The organism is Amycolatopsis sp. NPDC039088, assembly GCF_055598845.1.
In genome coordinates, this window is the sequence record NZ_JBVKAE010000033.1 from 30,940 (window position 1) to 47,122 (window position 16,183).

The window sequence follows — 16,183 nt, forward strand, 5'->3', positions numbered from 1 at the left end:
CGCCGAACAGCTAAAGCAATAGTGCGCGAATCGTGTGCAATACTGAAGTTGCGTCCCGACCGAGCCGCGGCCTGGACACCTGCTTCAGGAGGGCGACCCATGGTTCCGCACTCACCCGCCGACGCTCTCGGCTCTTCTGCTGCCGGCCTGCGCGACTTGCTCATTAAGATCATACGGGCACGGCACGGTCTCGCAGCCGAGGCGCACGTCGTCTCCGAGTCCCGGTACGCGATGGGGTTCGGCAGCCAATGGCGGGACCTGCTGGACGACACCTGTGAAGCACTGAAGGGACGGGGTTTCCGGTCCTGCAAGCTGGCTCCCGGGGGACACAAGGTCCCGATCGTCAACGACAGCTTGGTGTACGTCTGGCGCATGGCGAACAACCCGAATGCGGTGAGCGAGTTCGCATCGAGCCCGACCCGAAAGAACGGATTCATGACCGTTCCCCCCGACCCCACGTTGTGGGAGCCCAGCCTGGCGGACGATCCTGAGCCTGTCCATGACGCCTCGGATCAGAGCGAGATCGGCCCCATGCTCAGGGCGGTTGGTGACACGATGCCGTTGGTGTTGGTCATGGTCGAGTCCACGCCGCAGCGACTACGGTCGATCGAATGGGCTGTCGCCGTGCTCGACGGCGACGGCAAGGTCCAGTTGCGTGGCCAGGAGTGCATCTGGAGGCCGGAGCCTGCCGCCTACGACGCTGCCTCCGACGTCGAGTCGTTCGACAGCGGTGTGCCGGTCGCGCCGGTTGTGGAACTCCAGAAGCAGGACCGGACGCCGACCGATGGGTGAAGAGGGCCAAGGCCTGTTCGAAGTCCCGGCTGGGGGAAACGGCCGGTTCGAACCGGCGCGGCTAACCCAGGCTCGGGTTCGCCTCGGAGTAAGCAAGGCAGACCTAGCTGCAGAGGTCGGTGTCTCAGCGGCAGCGATCGGCCAATACGAGGCCGGTGTGAACTCGCCGCGGCCCGAGGTGCTCGACCGGCTGGCCACTTTCTTGAAAGTCCGTCCAGGATTCTTCGGTGTCGGCCGCCCGCTCGCGCGCATCGACACCATGAACGCACACTTCCGCAGCCTGAGATCAGCCCGCGTCAGCGACCGCCAGAAGGCGCTGGCCACTGCGGCGCTGGTGTGGGAGCTGACCTTCGCGCTCGAACGGTACGTCAAGCTGCCCGAGGCCGATCTCCCGGTTCTCGCCCCCGGCACGATGCCGTCCGAGGCTGCCGCGGCGCTCCGCGCGCACTGGAGGTTGCCGGACGGCCCAGTGAAGCACCTTGTCGCCACGGCTGAGTCTCGCGGCATCGTCGTCGCCGTGCGGCCGCTGCGCGAGATCGACGCTGTCGACGCGTTCTCGACCGTTATCGTCGACAGGCCGGTTATCATCACCACGCCCCGCCGCAGTGAGAATGTCTTCAGGCACAGGTTCTCGATCGCGCACGAGATCGGACACCTGCTCCTGCACGGCGACCCCAGCGGCCACAGCGCTGCGGTCGAGAAGGAGGCCGACGAGTTCGCAGCCGAATTCCTGACGCCGGCAGCTGCCATGGACGCGGCACTGCCGCAGCGGCTGGACTTGGCGGCTCTGGACAGGCTCGGGCGGACATGGGGCGTCTCGCCGAAGTCGCTCGTCCGTCGGATGGCCGAGCGCGGGCGAACCACCGAGTCGTCGGCACGTCGGGCCTACCAGCGCCTGGCCATGACCGACGACCCGCGGGCCGACCCGACCAGTGCGTATCCGGGGGAGATGCCATCGCTCCTGAAGAAGGCTGCGGAGCTTGCAAGCGACCACGGTGCAGGAGTTCCTGCTCTCGCTGAGGTGCTAAAGCTCAACACCGCGCAAGTCCGGGATCTGCTCGGCGATGCCGACCAGCGCCCAGTCTTGCGCCTGGTCGGCGGAGGAAACTGACAGCCGTGGCGTCGGTGAAGCAGCAAGTGGAGAGCGTCGATGGGGTTATCTGTCAGAACATCGCCAGTTTCGGTGACAATCGCGGTTTTCTGTCGCAGAACCTCCTCGCTCAGCTCCGGAACATGATCGAGGGGCTCATCGTCTGGGCGCACCTCGACGATCCCACCGCCGAGTTCCACTACGACCAGGTGAAGCCTGCGCTGGTCGAGGTCAAGGCGAAGGCGAAGTTTCGTTTACTGAGCAGGTTCCACAGCCTGCTCCAGGCCAGTACCTCGCATTACACGTTGGACGGCGACCCGTCCGAGCGGCTGATGCTCAAGTACTACGAGTACCTGCTTCGCACCCGCGACCTCGCGCTGCAGCAGTTCGGCCTGAGGATTCTCGAGAATCTCGAGCTGTTCCCCGTAGACCTCGACCCGTCGCTCCGGGAGTACCACGAGAAGATCGCGGAGCGCATCGAAGCGACGCGCGCGACGGGGACTAAGCACCGACGCGAGCGCTACTACGTCCATAGCTCGCGACCCTTCTTCTCGGGCGGGCGGATCTACTACGAGGTCACCTTCTCGTTGGCTCACAACCGGACGAGCAAATTCGACCGTACGATCGCGTTCACCAACATCGACATGACCGACAGGTACGCGGCCTACCTGGACCTGTCGAGCGAATCGATCACGGTGTTGGGGCAGACTATGCCGATCTTGGTAATCCGTTCGTGGGAGGTCTCAATACGTCCCTGCGAGTTCGACAACTACGCGCGATTCTTCGGACTGCCTAAGGGAGTTCAGTCGGGTTCCACCGAGTACCGCAACCTGATGCGCTACCTGACGAGGACCCGATCGAGCCTGCTCGACCTCGTCGACATGACCGACGCGAGCTACAACCGGATCCGCAGTTGGGCCTGCGGCGGCTCGCGGCGGACTCCGCTGATCTTCCCAGCTCTCGACCAGGCCCGGGCGCTCATCCGCTCGAACGAGCCGGGGGCCCGCGTGCTGCGGTACCTGCTGCTCCAGATGCGTAATCAATGGATCAAGGCCCAATACGACCCCACGCCGAACAGGTGGCTGTCGGGTCTCCGGCTCACGTCGCGGAGCAAGCCCTTCGACACGATGCCCTTCTGCAGCGCTCCCAGCGGTCACGTCCCGCGGTTTGCGGATCTCGCAGAGAGCCTTGATACAACCGGCCGCAAGCACGAGCTGCTGGCGCGCCGCGTAAGGAACAACGTCGAGCAGCACGGCACGATCTACACACCGGCCGCCGAGTGCGAGGACCTAGGCGACCTCGACGCGCTAATCAAGGTCTACAACCAGTCGCTCCCACCGACCAGCCGCCACGCGCCGCGAAAGCTCGCCTACGCCAACGGGCACGTCTTCATCGTCGGGTACGAAAACGACACGGTGGCCATCATCGAGCAGCTGCAGGCGATCGCGGGCGAGGGCATCGAAGGGCACGCCGACGGCGTCCAGGACTGGCTTGATGCGAACCCCAACAAAGTCGACGACGAGCTGAAGGCCTCGGCACTGAAGGCCCTCTTCGAAAGCTCGAAGGTTGCCCTGCTCTACGGTGCGGCAGGGACCGGGAAATCCACCATGGTCGACCACATCGCCAGCTATTTCTCGACCGAGCGGAAGCTCTTCCTGGCGCACACCCACCCGGCCGTCGATAACCTGAAGCGTCGAGTGCATGCGCCGAATTCCGCCTTCAGCACGATCACCAGTCACATCAACAGGAGTGAGTCAGTAGGCTCGAGCTACGACGTGGTTGTGATCGACGAGTGCAGCACTGTAGACAACGCGAATCTGCTGAAGGTGCTCGACAGTGCGACGTTCGACTTGCTCGTGCTCGTTGGTGACGTCTACCAGATCGAGTCGATTCAGTTCGGCAACTGGTTCGGCCTTGCCCGCTCCTACGTCTCCAAAGAGTCGGTCTTCGAACTGACCGAGCCTTGGCGGACGGAAGACGGTGCCCTGCTCACCTTGTGGGACCGGGTGCGGAACCTGGACGACCGGATCGAGGAGTCGCTCTCCAAAAACGGCTACTCGAAAACTCTGGGCGATGCGCTCTTCCTGCGTGAAAGCGACGACGAAATCGTGTTGTGCCTGAACTACGACGGGCTCTACGGCATCAACAACGTCAACCGGTTCCTGCAGGCGAGCAACCCGAGCCCCGCCGTGACCTGGGGTGAGGCGACCTACAAGGTCGGCGACCCGGTGCTGTTCAACGCTACCGAGCGCTTCCGTCCGGTCATCTCCAACAACTTGAAAGGCATGATCACTGCCATCGACCGCGTGCCCGGACGCATCACGTTCGATGTCGACCTCGAACGCGAGATTACCGAGGGTGATCTGCTCGCTACCGACCTGCGGTGGGTCGAGGGCTCAATCGTCCAGTTCGACGTCTTTGAGCGCCCGAACTCGGACGACGATGACGACGACGTCAACACGTTGGTGCCATTCCAGATCGCCTACGCCGTGTCGATCCACAAAGCACAGGGCTTGGAATACGACTCGGTCAAGGTGGTCATCACGGACGCCAACGAGGAACGGATTTCCCACAGCATCTTCTACACGGCGATCACGCGGGCCAGACGTCGGCTCGGTGTCTTCTGGACGCCAGAGACGCAGCAACGGATCCTGAGCCGGCTAGCGGTGCGCGAGAGGACGAAGGACGAGAGCCTGCTGAAGGCACGCCGGGGTGTCATCCCTGTTGAGTCCCCGCCGAGGCGCCAGAAGGAGCGCCTCCGGCCATAGCGGGTGCGCCGGGACCTCTTGCTGAGTCCGCCCTCGACGCATCGCCGGCCGAAGTGCGTGCTGGACAGGCCGAGAGGATCGTGACGTCGAAGACAAGAGCTGCGGCACCAACGCGGGGTCCCGCCGGAGGATCCGCAGCGTTCCACACGCGCTTGTCCTGCTACCTTTCCAGCTTCCTTTCCGCCTTCCTCTCCGGGGACCGGCTAGGGCGGAAGGGGCAGGGAACGTGCTTGTCGCAGCACAGGTACGTCGGCACCCTTTCCTCTGTGCCTCCCAACTTCGGTGCCAGCAGGCATCTGAACAGTCTGTCGGGTGGGTGGTCGGCTTCCGTCTGTTTGGATTCGGCGGTGACGTTGGGCGCGATGGTTGCGTTCGCATGCCAGGGGCTTCCCGACATCCGAAGTATTCTTCCGCCCCGCCAGCCACTGGCCGCGGGGCGGCTTGCTGGCCGCCGTGCTGTCCTGCGCGCATGACTGTCCACTATGGACCAACTGGCCGTTGCTTGAGATAGGGAACGACGCTTAGCGGCCGCTAAGCGCTCCCTGTGGTCAGCTAAATACACCTAAGGCGCCCTTAGTGCTCGGCTAGACGCTAACGGGACTCTGCCTAGCTCACGGGTTCAGGGCTTGACATGGGCCCGTACCTAAACGAGTCCAGTTTGGGTCCGGGTACTGATCGAGACGCGACGCTTAAGCGCGTATCGCGCCCGGCAGTGCCTCCGACTGTATCGGCTCCTGGCGCCCGGGGCGGCATCTCGCGCTGCCCCAATCGAGTGACGTTGATTCTCTGACTTCCGCCGTTGACCTGCGCTTTTAGTCTGAAGTGCAACTTTCCATGTACGGGGAATCTTGCATATCCCCGTACGGGGTGCTTATATCGATGACGTACCGCCGAAAGCGAGGCCGGAGAGGTTCTCCGGCTGGCGCAAGAGCAGTACTCCGCATCACTGTTGATCTTTCAAAACCGCATGCACTGCGAGCCGCTCCCTGGGCTTAGATCACCGTTCTCTCGAACGGAAACCGCTTGCTGGTCAAGATGGGGAATGAAGTCCTGCCGTGTCACGCAACGCGCTTAAGTCGCGTGACGTGGGGCCTAATTCCGGCTAACCGCAAGGGAAGGGGCGTCATCATCGCGCATTCCGGCCGGACCATTGTCCGGTGAGGAATGAAAACCCGCTGTGATGTCTCGCAGTGCAGCACCTAAGCGCGCTTAATGCGGTTTAGATGCTTGACACATACATAGTGAGCTTAGCTTTCAAGGCCCGTGTCCGCTGTTGTAGATCGGATGCGCAAAAACGTTAAGCGGGTCGCCTCCGCGCCGGATTAGGTCGTCGACTTGTCCGACCCTTATCCAAATGCGGCCATTGAAAGCGCAGTGCCTCGCCCCTGGTGGATGGCCTATGTGTTGAGCGGTGACAGCGCTCAACGTGCATGTCGTAGAGATTAGCGGATCGTAAGCGCGGCTACGTCGCAAAGTCATTACTGCGTGCAGCGTAAGCAGCAAGTCGGGTTTTCGCGCGGCACTTGAATACCGGACTTTCCGGGGGCCTTCTGGCTAGGAAGCCTTCAGTTCCAATGACTGTAGACCGGTTCGATTCCGGCAGAAGGTGCAAATTCGTGAACCAGAACTGAAGATTTTAGGAGTTGATGACAGATGCTTATCAAGCACTCAAAGCGCACCATACGAAGCGGTTGCAAGAAATGCGGTGACAAATCGCTGTATTGGGCCCACGATACGGCGCAGTCAGGTGGTGACCACTGCGAAAAATGTCAAACTTCCGGAAAATGGGTCCTCATCGACGCTGCGGGAGAGCCGCACAAATGCGGCAGTGACGTTGCTTCGATGGCGGACAAGGTAGATACAGGAAATGTCAGTGTCGAGGCCAAGGCGACGAGTGTGCACGAGGGAGATTCTGTGACTAATTCAATCGATCACGCAGCTCCGTTGACTGGCGGCGGAGATGCTTTTGCGGCGTTCCAATCGCTGATTGCGAGCCTTGCGCCTAAGGTTGACCGGGACGAAGTTTCCGCGATGATCAAGCATGAGCTGGACAACGTCCTCGTGCCAACTCGAACCGTTGTCGAGCGCGTGACTGGTGTGCGCAGGGTAATCACGAACTCGCACGAAAGACTCGCAGACGTCACCACTGATCTGCTTGCAGGCGAACACGTGATGATGGTGGGTCCGGCAGGTACCGGTAAGAGCACTATTGCGGAGCAAGCAGCCGAGAGCATCGGTATACCGTACTATTCGATCAGTCTCTCTCCGATGACTTCCGCCTCGCAAATACTTGGATACATGCAGGCTGAAGGCGAGTACGTCAGGTCTCTCTTTCGGGAAGCATTCGAGCATGGCGGCGTGTTTCACTTCGATGAGTTCGACAACGGACACCCGAGCGTTCTGGCTGTGATCAATGCAAGTTTGGCAAACGGCCAGATGGCATTCCCTGACCAGATGGTTAAGCGAAACCCGGACTTCCGCTGTGTTGCGTCGGCCAACACTTATGGACGTGGGGCAGATCGGGCCTACGTCGGTCGGCAGCAAATCGACGCGGCTACGCTCGATCGCTTCTCAGTTGAAACAATCAATGTAGACGAAGCGCTGGAATCCTCGCTATGTCTCGCAACGGGACTCGACAAAGTCCTGATTGACAAGGTCCTCAAATTCGTGCGAACCCTGCGCAAAAACGCGGAAGAGCGCGCTATGTCGGTTGTCATCTCCCCTCGCGCGAGCGTGGGCATGTGCCGATTGCTTGCCGCTGGTAAGTCGTGGGACTCGGCTGTTGAGTCTCGCATCCATCGTGGAATGAGCGAAAAAGATTGGAACAAGCTCAGTTCCAATAGGTGACGTTCGGTGGCATGGTCGTCCGGTTCGGTTGTGATTCCTAGGCAGAGTCCGTCGAAGGAGTTTGAGTAATGAGAGCCAGTGAAAGCGCTAGAGAGATCGTGCACGTTTACGAGTCGGTAGGCGAACTGGCGACGGTAGGGATTGGCAATCTAGATCTCTATTTGCGCAGTCGGGAATTGTGTGAGGAATGGCATGGTGTAGATACCCTTGACGATTTACGTACATTGGTTTCTGACGGATGGCTAAGTGAATCTAGTGCGGCAATGGACGTCGCATCCGACGCGGTCGAACTGGTCGAGCAAGAGCACAACCTAACAAGCTTTCGGCCAATGTGGGACGTCTCAGGTTGTGAGGTCGACGTAGGTCGGTATCTCGCAGGTGAGCCGGACAACATGATTGACTATGAAATCACGCAAACCGCGCGATCAGGCCGTGTAATCGTACTGTGTGCCTCAGCATCCTACAGCGGTGCAGTATCGGGTGAAACTATCAAGAAGCGCGGTCACGGCATCGCAGCTCTGGCTTTCGCTCTCTCCAAACTGGGTTTTGCAACTGAACTGTGGGTTGACGTGAGCAGTCAAGGTCCGGATGGAAAAACTAAGGGACGATTCCGCGCTAAGGTTAAGGGCCCCAACGATGCCCTGGACCCAGCATTGATCATGTTTGCCTACTCTCATCCGGCCGTGCTTCGCACTCTTTTTATCCCGGCAATGCATGAAGTTCCTGAACGGTTCCAAGAGGCGCTAGCCGTTGGCGCTTCCTATGGAACTCCTCTAGATCCTAAGCGGGACTTGGAGAAAGGGGCGATTTATCTGCCTGCCGTCAGGTCAAATGACGATGTTCCCGAAGCCAGGGAAGCCCTGCTGGCCCATCTGCGCGAACTCGGCATACTGGACAGCTGAAAATTCTTTCGACAAGTGACTGTGTTGTCTCGGTGCCGCACGGTTGGTTTCTCCCCGCGGTCGCCGTGACCACACAATCAGTGCCGATTTCACCGCTATCCAGGAAGGGAGGTCGGCGTGGTCAGCCTGAATAAAATTGCAATGGCTGTAGCCTCGGAACTAGGAGAAGAATGGAGTGTCGAACCAGGTCAAAGATTCGACGGCAGAGATGCCTACCTGCGCGGCAGAGACGACCTTCGCCTACGTATCGCTACGGAACACCCCCGAAAATACGGAAGCAACAGACTCTTCATCTCGGAAGCAGTCGGCGGCGAATTGAGGCAGTTCGTTCAATATGACGCGGTGATCAGCGTATCGAAAGGCAGGGCCGTCAAGGAAGTTGCGGCAGAGATTCGGCGACGCTTGCTCCCAGGTGTGGAAGAAGCAATCGCCAAGGCGCGCGCCGATAAGGCTGTGAGTGACGCGCGTGACGCTGAACATCAAGCAATGTGTAAAGCCATGGCGAGCGCACTTGACGGCGGGACCTACAGTCATGATCCGAATAAAGTCCACTTTGGTTCCTGCAGTGATGGCGTCAATGGGTCTGTCGAGGTTCGCAAATTCGGCGACAATGTCAAATTTGAGATAGCTGTCCCAAAATCTCTCGCGTCAGCAATGGCCGAAAGTGTTTCCGCGCTGCGCCGGGTGGAAGTGTCGAAAGGATGTGATCCTCAAGTGGTTCCCCAAACTGTTTCCAAGCAAGAAACGCCTACGCAAGGTCGCTCTGACGAGACGAACGGTCGGAGCGAGAGGCGCAGGCAGCTCACACCCGAAGAACGTAAGGAGCGACACGACGCCCTGAACGGAAAACTTGCCGATGGCATCGCCGAGCTTGCAGAAGACGAGGGCCGGTGGGCGGAGTTCCTGACGGTGGCGCAGGAATTCGCTGCCGCGTGGAGTTTCAATAACATCATGTTGATCCTGCTGCAAGCAGCAGAGCGAGGCTTCACACCGTCGATGGTGAAAACGTCCAGGGCATGGAACAAACTCGGACGCAAGATCAAGACAGGTGAGAAGGCCCTCTACATCTTCGAACCGATGAAATACCGCCTCTCGCTGGAGGAGGCGCAGAAGGAAGGCAAGAATGGCTTCGACAGTGACGGTAGGCCGCGGATGACGATTCGCGGCGTCCGACCTTCACCCCGCTTCGACGTCAGCCAAACCGAAGGAGAGCCGATCCCTGAGGACCGGAGCACCCGTGCCCCCGTCGCTGAAGACGAGATCGCGGAAGTCTGGGAGACGGTCGCCGCCGAGATCCGGGCAACCGGCTATGAGGTGACAGGCGGCCCGCCCGGCGACGTCGACAGCTACACCGACCCAACCGCCCGCGAAGTATGGGTCTGCGACACCCTGGAGGACGAAGCGGCTATTACAGCGGCACTCCGAGAGCTGGCACACATCCGGCTCAATCACCTGGCCGACGCAGACGAGTACCGCCAGCACCGCCAACGGATGGAGCGCGAGGCGACAACGGTGGCGATCATCGCAGCGGGGGCCCTCGGCCTCAACACCTCGTCGCATGACCAACCTGCCCTCACCGGCTGGCTAGAAGGCAACGCCGAGTTGCTCGCCGAGACCGCCGAACGAGTAATGGCGACAGCTCAGGAGATCATTCGCGCCTTCCAGGAACCCGCCATACCCGAGTAGTCACGCGTGCCAGCTGAGGGCCGTGCTGTAACGGTCGCGCGCATCTTGGATGCGCGCGTGCCGTGGCCACACGGAACACGGAGGAGACCGATGGACGACGCGACACACGAGCACCACCAGGTTAAGAAGCCCCGAGACCGGCAGGACCCGGTGGGGTTCCGGCTCGCCACGCCGGCGACCGTAGGCGGATACACGGTCATCGAGGCCGCGTTCTTCACTCCTGGAGGTCCCGGATGCCACGCCTCCGCGTTGGCCGTGACCCGCCGGGGCACGTACTACAGCACGCACGTCCTGCAGTACGAGGAGAGTCAAGATGTCTGGTCGCTCGAGGTCGGGCGCTACGGCTTCGCCACGTTGCCGCTGGCCCAGGATAACCTCGCCGCGCGGGGGCTCACCCTCTGCAGCGTCGTCCCGCCTATCGAGGTCAAGGAGATGCAGGACGTAACCCATCAACCGTCGAAGAGGACACGCGAGCTGATCGCGGAGTGGGTCCGCGAACACCAGGGCAACACCCCGGCGGAGATCGCCGCAGGACTTGGACTCGGACGAGACCGGGTCAGGCAAACATGCCGAAGGATGGTGCGCGATGGCCAGCTGCGAAGCACGCCCGGAGGCACCTACTACCCCTGACCGGCTACGGTGTCACCCGACGCACGCTGAACAGGCGGAACGGCGGATTACTCCGGCCCCCGCGATCGGACTGCCGCGAACACGCGGTGACACGGAAGTGCAGGTGATGACGCAGGTGGAGCCGCTGGAGCTAACGCCGGAGGTTCAGTCGGTCATCGATGCCTGCCGAGAGTTCATCACCGGTGGCGGGGGCTCCTCGATAGAGGCGCTCTACGGCGGGAACGATCTGCCAGAGCTACAGTCCGCGGTCCGTGAGCAGGTCGACCTCCTGGTGAGGCTCGCGCGAGCTGGCCAACTCGTCGGCGTGGAGCTCGAACCGCCGATGGGCGGCGAAGGCTCGGACGACGATGTCGTCGCGCGCTGCTCGCGTGCCGTTGCCCGATGGAGGGTCAGTCGGGACCTGCACAAGAACCTCCGGGCCCGGACCACGCAGGCGAAAAACGACGAGCGCGAGAAGCAGCAAGCCCGAGACAAGGCCGTGCTGGACCTGGCGGCCGCGCGGCCGGACTGGGGCACCCAACGAATGGGCAAGGCAGTCGGCCTCCCGGAAAAGACCTTGCGCGACATCCTCACAAAAGCCGCTAATCCGCGCTAACAGTCCAGCCAGCTTGCCCGCGAGAGCAAGCTCTTCAAGATGTTAAGGGCGCACCCGTCGATTCAGGTGACCAAGCCGATATCTGAACCGCGCCCAGCCTGAACATCTGAAGTACGAGCACGGTCAGTGCATGCGTGCCCTCACGGCCGCAGACTTCCATATATCACGCCTTGCGGGATTCAATAGCTCGCATGTCCACGCGACTTCCTGACGTTGATGTAGCAACCGGGACACGTCGCCAGAATTTGTTTGTGCATCGAGGACGTGCGCAGACCACTGCGGCAGATTCGTGATCAATCCCCTGCTAGATGACGTTCAAGATTTCCCCGCATAGAGACAGTTATTGAATCGATCGGCCGAAAGAAGTATCTCACTAGAGGAGTAGTCATGGTTACGTCGGCTAATTCGAACGCGGCAAGCAGTGAGGTTTATGTCGCCTTGTTAGTGCCAGACGCCCCATCTTTCCCCGCAATTATCGACGATGAGAGGTGGAACACCTTTGCCGTGCCGAGGTTTCGGCGCGCGGCTGCCGAAGCGGTCGCATCGTGGCTCAATGCCATGCACGAGGAAGACCCGAGAATCTGGCCGGGTGGAGCCGTTTTTGGTCCGGACGGCGTCCTGACCGTGCTGGAAGGAGAAGAACGCGCGTCCGTGCGGGTTCTTCCGGACGCGGAAGGCAGGTACGCGATCGGCTTTCAAGGTTGGGCGTGGGTGCTTAGCACTCCGACCATTAACAAGCATCGCGATGCTGAACTGCTCGACGATCGGGCGCGGCTAGCAGCGGAGAGTCGCGAAATCCTTGTCACCATCAACATCGATGGCACGGACCCTGTGTTTCCTGCCCTGCCTTCGGCAGAGCACGGCTGGTCCCGGGCGGGATGTCCGCGGTTCCGGCGCGAGGTCGCCGAAGTGGTCGTTGCCTGGATCAACGACGTCGCCCGCAGCAGCCCAGAGGGCGCAGACCGCGCGTACTGGGACGCCGACACGATCGTGCTGCTCGACAATCAGGCAATCGCTGACGACGGCTACCTGCCAACCCGAATCGACGCCGATTCCGACGGACGCTACGCGATCGGCATGACATTCGAATGGGAGATTGTCGATCAAGAACAATAAATGCGTAAGCCGTTCGAGGAGGAAACATGGAAGAACGAGACGACATGGTCGTGACACTGGATATGCCCGGAACCATCGCGGAGTTCCTGCAAGATCTGGATATGCAGGACGACGAGATCGAGGCATACGACGGCGCCCGATTCATCAATCGCTCTCGCGGATACACGCTCCGCGTCACGGCGACACTGGCTGTACACAAAGCGTTTCTCGGCCGTTGCTGGACGTTCGAAGGCGGCGACGGCATCGAGTCGAGCTCAACCGAACGATCAGCTTACCGCGCGTACGCGCAGCGAATAGACCGCGCAGAGCAAGGCTCCAGTAAGTAGTCGATACCGCATGCAAGCATGCCAGAAAGGAGTGGGAAGATGGTCAAGAATCACGAACCAAAATACCCGTTTCGGATTCTGCGGACTGCTAAGAACATCCGCCGAGTCTCGATCCCCTATGACACACGCCAAGCACGGGACGCAGCGGGCAGCCGTTATGCGGAGCAGGACGCCGCGCGGGTCCTGCTGGAGTTCTGGAGCGAAACTCACCCGCAGGACCCGCTGAACGAAGGGTGGGCTTGTGACGGACATGTCGATCCGCCCGGAGCGGCCCCTGCGGGCCCGCTGGATGATGCCTCCGCACTGCTGACCCATATCCGCGATGCGCTGATGCAGATCGACGACGCCGCCCACACGGTCGAGGACGCCGACCGGGCGGGGACGCCCGGTGGAGAAGACCCGGCACGTGAACGGCGTGAAGCCCTTCTCGATGACCTCGTCGGGTCGGTGGACATCCTGGACAAGCTGCTCTCCGAGGGCGGCGCCCTCCCCGGAGCGCGGTCCCGGCGCAGCACCAAACAGGCGGTGACCTACGCCGCGGTCACCCCCGATGTGTCGGACGTCTGCCAAACCCAGGCCGGAGCGAAACTCGGCCCCATGGTCGTCCACGGGGTCGAGGACGCCACGAACGCCGGTGTCTACCGCTGCCGCTGGTGCAGCAACGCCTTCAACCGGCAGCAGCGGGCAGTGCTCGCGCGGCGTCCGAACGAGGGCGAGCTCTACGGCTTCCACGAATCCTGCGCCGGAGACTTCGCCCTCAACTACCTCCCCATCGTGGTGACTGTCCGGCCGGACCGCTCAGCCCAGGTCACCGGCCCACCGAACACCAGCGTCACCGTGCTCATCGAGGACTAGCAACTCAGGAGGAAGGCCCATGCAGCAGAAGACGAGAACCATCTCCGTCGCCGTCCACCGAGTCACTGGACAGGAACTGGAAACAGGTTCGCCGGTGAAGGTCGCAGGCCCGCACGGGCGTGGCGCTGTATTCCTCCACGTCGTCCGGCCAGATCGCCGCGAGCCGCACCGGGAGCTGGCCGAGGTTCACGTCCGCTGGGACACGAACGGCCGCACCAGCGACTGCTGGGCGCGAGACGTCGGGATCCGGGTCGAGCCACGCGAAGTACTTATCACAGGAACGACGCCGCTCGTACCGGTAACGGCGCGCCAGCAGGACGCCCTACGCCACGCCGTCCCCACGGCCGAGCTGGACGGCTGGCATTTCGGCACCGGGAGCGTCGTCGTGCCGCACCCTCCGCTAGAGGCACTCGCGGTAGTCCAACGGGCCTTCGACTGGGCGGCGGAGAAGTACGGCGCGAACAAGTTTCCTGCAGCTTCGCTTCGCTCCGTGCTGAAGAGCCTCAAGGAGAGAACGAGCTGAGACCCGAGGGACTTCGGTACGTGCAGGTCGGCGCGGGAACGCCGGTGAGTACCCGCGCCGACCTCAAGTCCTAGCAGACCCATCGGCGGCACACCGTCCCACCGCGAGCGCCTTCCAAGGACAGCGCGAGGGCAAGCGGACAGGACGTGCCCCCTCAAATCGCAACCAGGAGCTTGGAGAAGACCATGACTGCGCGCCCCAACAGCCCCGACCCGTCCGCCTTCCCGCTGGAGGAGACATGCCCTGCCTGTCACGTTGAAATCGGACAAGCCCACGAACATCGCTGCGAGGTCGCCCGCTGCTTGGCCACCGGCCGACAACGCAACGGCCATATGTACTGCCGTTGTCCCGAGGACGTATGGACTGGCCTGATGTCCGGGATGGCCGAATGTATCGAGTTCGGCTGGATGCAAGAAGGAGACCCCAGCCTCCCCGACCTCAACCGCCTCTACACCACCGCGACCTGGAACCCTCGCAGCCGCCGCTGGACCCGGCCCTGACCGGCCGACCCCGCAAAACCACAAACGAATGATCCGGACCTCCGGGAACGTGAGAAGCACCTCCGTCACCTCGACCGCACGGCGCCGTCGAATATGGACTGCCGCCGCAGGCCACCGAGCTCAGCTCCCTTGTCAGACCCTCATGTCATGATCCACGACAGGGCCTGACAGGGGAGTCACCGTGAGCGACATCGAAACGATCGTTGCGACGTTGGAGACTGCCATGGCAGCGATCGACCAGGCAGAACGGGCAGGCACGCACGCTGCCAGCGGGTTCGAAGAGTCCTCCCTGCATCTTGGCCAGGCCGTCTCCGGCACCAGCGACGCCCAGATAGCGGCATTGCCGGGGCTGCTGAACCAGGCCCGCGAGGCAACGGAGCAGGAAACCGGCCGTCTACGCGCTGCGAAGGCGAAAATATCGGCTTACCTAAACAAGCTCGGAGGCTCGAACGGGCCGGCGGAGCACGACGCTACCGTGCCAAGCCCGCGGGCTGATGCTCGTCGGCGGGAGCCGGATGTCGAGACAACAGTCCAGTCCAAACCTGATCCGGTTTCACCGGACCGCGTCGACGAACTACGGCGCAGCCTCCCGTCACCCGTCCAGCCGAGCGAGCGGCAGAAGACTCACGGGGAATGGGTCGCCGGTACGGGCGGCGACGAGGTCGGTGGACACATCGTCAGCGGACGGGATGACATGGAAGCCGCGGCCGTCCAGTTCTTCAAAGACCAAGGGGCGCGGCGAATGCCTTCCACCGTCGCCGACGTCGAGGTCAAGCTCGCCGTTCACATGCAAAACCAGGGCATCACCAGTGCAACGGTGGCTGTCAACAACGAAGTCTGCAAAGGCCCGTTCGGCTGTGACACGCTCTTACCTAAGATCCTGCCTCAAGGAAGCGCGCTCACCGTCTACGGGACCATGCCTGACGGCGCACCGACCGGGGCAACCTACCTGGGACAGAGAAGGAAGCCATGATCGAAGCTTGGTACGACAGCAACGCATCGGGGGCGACCAAGGTCACCACCGCGGAAGACCTCGACAGAGTCCTGGACGCCGTAGCAGCCATGGACGGACCTACGCTCGCCGAGCTGTACACCGACGGTGACCCCGACAAGTCATCGCTCGAAATCGGTCTGGACGGCGAACGTGCCAGCTTGCGCTACCTAGGCGACGACGCGCCGAACGGGGCCTACTCGAAGGGCGGAACGTTCGCACCCCCGCCCGGCGGCGAAGTGCTGTACTACTACATGAGAAACCCCCGTGAGTACCCGGCGGACGCGGAGATCCCCGTCGAAGTGGCGAGGAAGGCCGCGCACGAGTTCCTTGTGTCCAGTGGACAACGTCCTTCTGGTGTGGCTTGGACTGAGCAGGACGGGCCCTTATAGCATCAGCATTTGCCTGGACATGCGAGTCCCAACCACAGCCCGATGAAGCTGTGGCCGTACAAGCCGCTCGACGGCTGGGTAGAGAATCCGATCATTCTGGGCTAGTCGACAGTGGAGGTAGAAGCAAATGCGTGCTATGGAGTTGCTCGCCGCCTTCACCCGTGTGCGAT

General features: G+C 61.9%; 15 protein-coding genes. All 15 read left to right on the plus strand.

All coding sequences use genetic code 11. The annotated features are described in order from the left end of the window. Positions 1 to 99 precede the first annotated feature (99 nt). Positions 100 to 792, plus strand: a complete 693-nt coding sequence (locus tag ACZ7KI_RS33125) for a hypothetical protein (protein WP_470276971.1) — start codon at positions 100 to 102, stop codon at positions 790 to 792. Beyond that, positions 785 to 1,903 (plus strand): XRE family transcriptional regulator, encoded by a 1,119-nt coding sequence (locus tag ACZ7KI_RS33130; protein ID WP_470276972.1) that lies wholly within the window; start codon positions 785 to 787, stop codon positions 1,901 to 1,903. Before ACZ7KI_RS33125 ends, ACZ7KI_RS33130 begins: the two co-directional genes overlap by 8 nt. 5 nt (positions 1,904 to 1,908) lie before the next feature. Beyond that, on the plus strand, positions 1,909 to 4,650 hold the full coding sequence (locus tag ACZ7KI_RS33135; RefSeq protein WP_470276973.1) for an ATP-dependent DNA helicase: 2,742 nt from the start codon (positions 1,909 to 1,911) through the stop codon (positions 4,648 to 4,650). A gap of 1,653 nt (positions 4,651 to 6,303) precedes the next feature. Beyond that, complete coding sequence (locus ACZ7KI_RS33140) at positions 6,304 to 7,497, plus strand: AAA family ATPase (RefSeq protein WP_470276974.1); 1,194 nt, start codon at positions 6,304 to 6,306, stop codon at positions 7,495 to 7,497. 68 nt (positions 7,498 to 7,565) lie between these two features. Next, positions 7,566 to 8,399, plus strand: coding sequence for a DUF7192 family protein (locus ACZ7KI_RS33145; RefSeq protein WP_470276975.1), 834 nt, complete (start codon positions 7,566 to 7,568; stop codon positions 8,397 to 8,399). A gap of 117 nt (positions 8,400 to 8,516) precedes the next feature. Next, a complete protein-coding gene (locus ACZ7KI_RS33150) occupies positions 8,517 to 10,085 on the plus strand; it encodes an ArdC-like ssDNA-binding domain-containing protein (protein ID WP_470276976.1) in 1,569 nt (522 codons plus the stop codon). 90 nt (positions 10,086 to 10,175) lie between these two features. Then, on the plus strand, positions 10,176 to 10,715 hold the full coding sequence (locus ACZ7KI_RS33155) for a hypothetical protein (RefSeq protein WP_470276977.1): 540 nt from the start codon (positions 10,176 to 10,178) through the stop codon (positions 10,713 to 10,715). Positions 10,716 to 10,821: 106 nt separating this feature from the next. Beyond that, positions 10,822 to 11,310 (plus strand): hypothetical protein, encoded by a 489-nt coding sequence (locus tag ACZ7KI_RS33160; RefSeq protein ID WP_470276978.1) that lies wholly within the window; start codon positions 10,822 to 10,824, stop codon positions 11,308 to 11,310. 387 nt (positions 11,311 to 11,697) lie between these two features. Next, positions 11,698 to 12,426: a hypothetical protein gene (locus tag ACZ7KI_RS33165; RefSeq protein ID WP_470276979.1), complete on the plus strand. Its 729-nt coding sequence runs from the start codon at positions 11,698 to 11,700 to the stop codon at positions 12,424 to 12,426. Between the two features lie 26 nt (positions 12,427 to 12,452). Further along, on the plus strand, positions 12,453 to 12,752 hold the full coding sequence (locus ACZ7KI_RS33170) for a hypothetical protein (RefSeq protein WP_470276980.1): 300 nt from the start codon (positions 12,453 to 12,455) through the stop codon (positions 12,750 to 12,752). 39 nt (positions 12,753 to 12,791) lie between these two features. Next, positions 12,792 to 13,607 (plus strand): hypothetical protein, encoded by an 816-nt coding sequence (locus ACZ7KI_RS33175; RefSeq protein ID WP_470276981.1) that lies wholly within the window; start codon positions 12,792 to 12,794, stop codon positions 13,605 to 13,607. Between the two features lie 19 nt (positions 13,608 to 13,626). Further along, the gene (locus ACZ7KI_RS33180; RefSeq protein ID WP_470276982.1) at positions 13,627 to 14,130 is read left to right on the plus strand and encodes a hypothetical protein; all 504 of its coding nucleotides are present in this window, start codon (positions 13,627 to 13,629) and stop codon (positions 14,128 to 14,130) included. A 371-nt stretch (positions 14,131 to 14,501) separates the two neighbouring features. Further along, positions 14,502 to 14,630 (plus strand): hypothetical protein, encoded by a 129-nt coding sequence (locus ACZ7KI_RS33185; RefSeq protein ID WP_470276983.1) that lies wholly within the window; start codon positions 14,502 to 14,504, stop codon positions 14,628 to 14,630. Between the two features lie 181 nt (positions 14,631 to 14,811). Continuing rightward, positions 14,812 to 15,603 carry a DddA-like double-stranded DNA deaminase toxin gene (locus ACZ7KI_RS33190; RefSeq protein ID WP_470276984.1) on the plus strand — a complete coding sequence of 264 codons (792 nt, stop codon included), beginning with the start codon at positions 14,812 to 14,814 and terminating at the stop codon, positions 15,601 to 15,603. After that, entirely contained in the window at positions 15,600 to 16,013 is a 414-nt protein-coding gene (locus tag ACZ7KI_RS33195) for an Imm1 family immunity protein (protein WP_470276985.1), read from the plus strand. The genes ACZ7KI_RS33190 and ACZ7KI_RS33195 overlap by 4 nt, the downstream gene beginning before the upstream one ends. Positions 16,014 to 16,183: the final 170 nt, after the last annotated feature.

What these genes read in the sequence shown, in the direction of transcription:
- ACZ7KI_RS33125 (WP_470276971.1), top strand. Translation starts at nt 100, where the DNA reads ATGGTTCCGCACTCACCCGCCGACGCTCTCGGCTCTTCTGCTGCCGGC.
- ACZ7KI_RS33130 (WP_470276972.1), top strand. Translation starts at nt 785, where the DNA reads ATGGGTGAAGAGGGCCAAGGCCTGTTCGAAGTCCCGGCTGGGGGAAAC.
- ACZ7KI_RS33140 (WP_470276974.1), top strand. Translation starts at nt 6,304, where the DNA reads ATGCTTATCAAGCACTCAAAGCGCACCATACGAAGCGGTTGCAAGAAA.
- ACZ7KI_RS33145 (WP_470276975.1), top strand. Translation starts at nt 7,566, where the DNA reads ATGAGAGCCAGTGAAAGCGCTAGAGAGATCGTGCACGTTTACGAGTCG.
- ACZ7KI_RS33155 (WP_470276977.1), top strand. Translation starts at nt 10,176, where the DNA reads ATGGACGACGCGACACACGAGCACCACCAGGTTAAGAAGCCCCGAGAC.
- ACZ7KI_RS33160 (WP_470276978.1), top strand. Translation starts at nt 10,822, where the DNA reads ATGACGCAGGTGGAGCCGCTGGAGCTAACGCCGGAGGTTCAGTCGGTC.
- ACZ7KI_RS33165 (WP_470276979.1), top strand. Translation starts at nt 11,698, where the DNA reads ATGGTTACGTCGGCTAATTCGAACGCGGCAAGCAGTGAGGTTTATGTC.
- ACZ7KI_RS33170 (WP_470276980.1), top strand. Translation starts at nt 12,453, where the DNA reads ATGGAAGAACGAGACGACATGGTCGTGACACTGGATATGCCCGGAACC.
- ACZ7KI_RS33175 (WP_470276981.1), top strand. Translation starts at nt 12,792, where the DNA reads ATGGTCAAGAATCACGAACCAAAATACCCGTTTCGGATTCTGCGGACT.
- ACZ7KI_RS33180 (WP_470276982.1), top strand. Translation starts at nt 13,627, where the DNA reads ATGCAGCAGAAGACGAGAACCATCTCCGTCGCCGTCCACCGAGTCACT.
- ACZ7KI_RS33185 (WP_470276983.1), top strand. Translation starts at nt 14,502, where the DNA reads ATGTCCGGGATGGCCGAATGTATCGAGTTCGGCTGGATGCAAGAAGGA.
- ACZ7KI_RS33195 (WP_470276985.1), top strand. Translation starts at nt 15,600, where the DNA reads ATGATCGAAGCTTGGTACGACAGCAACGCATCGGGGGCGACCAAGGTC.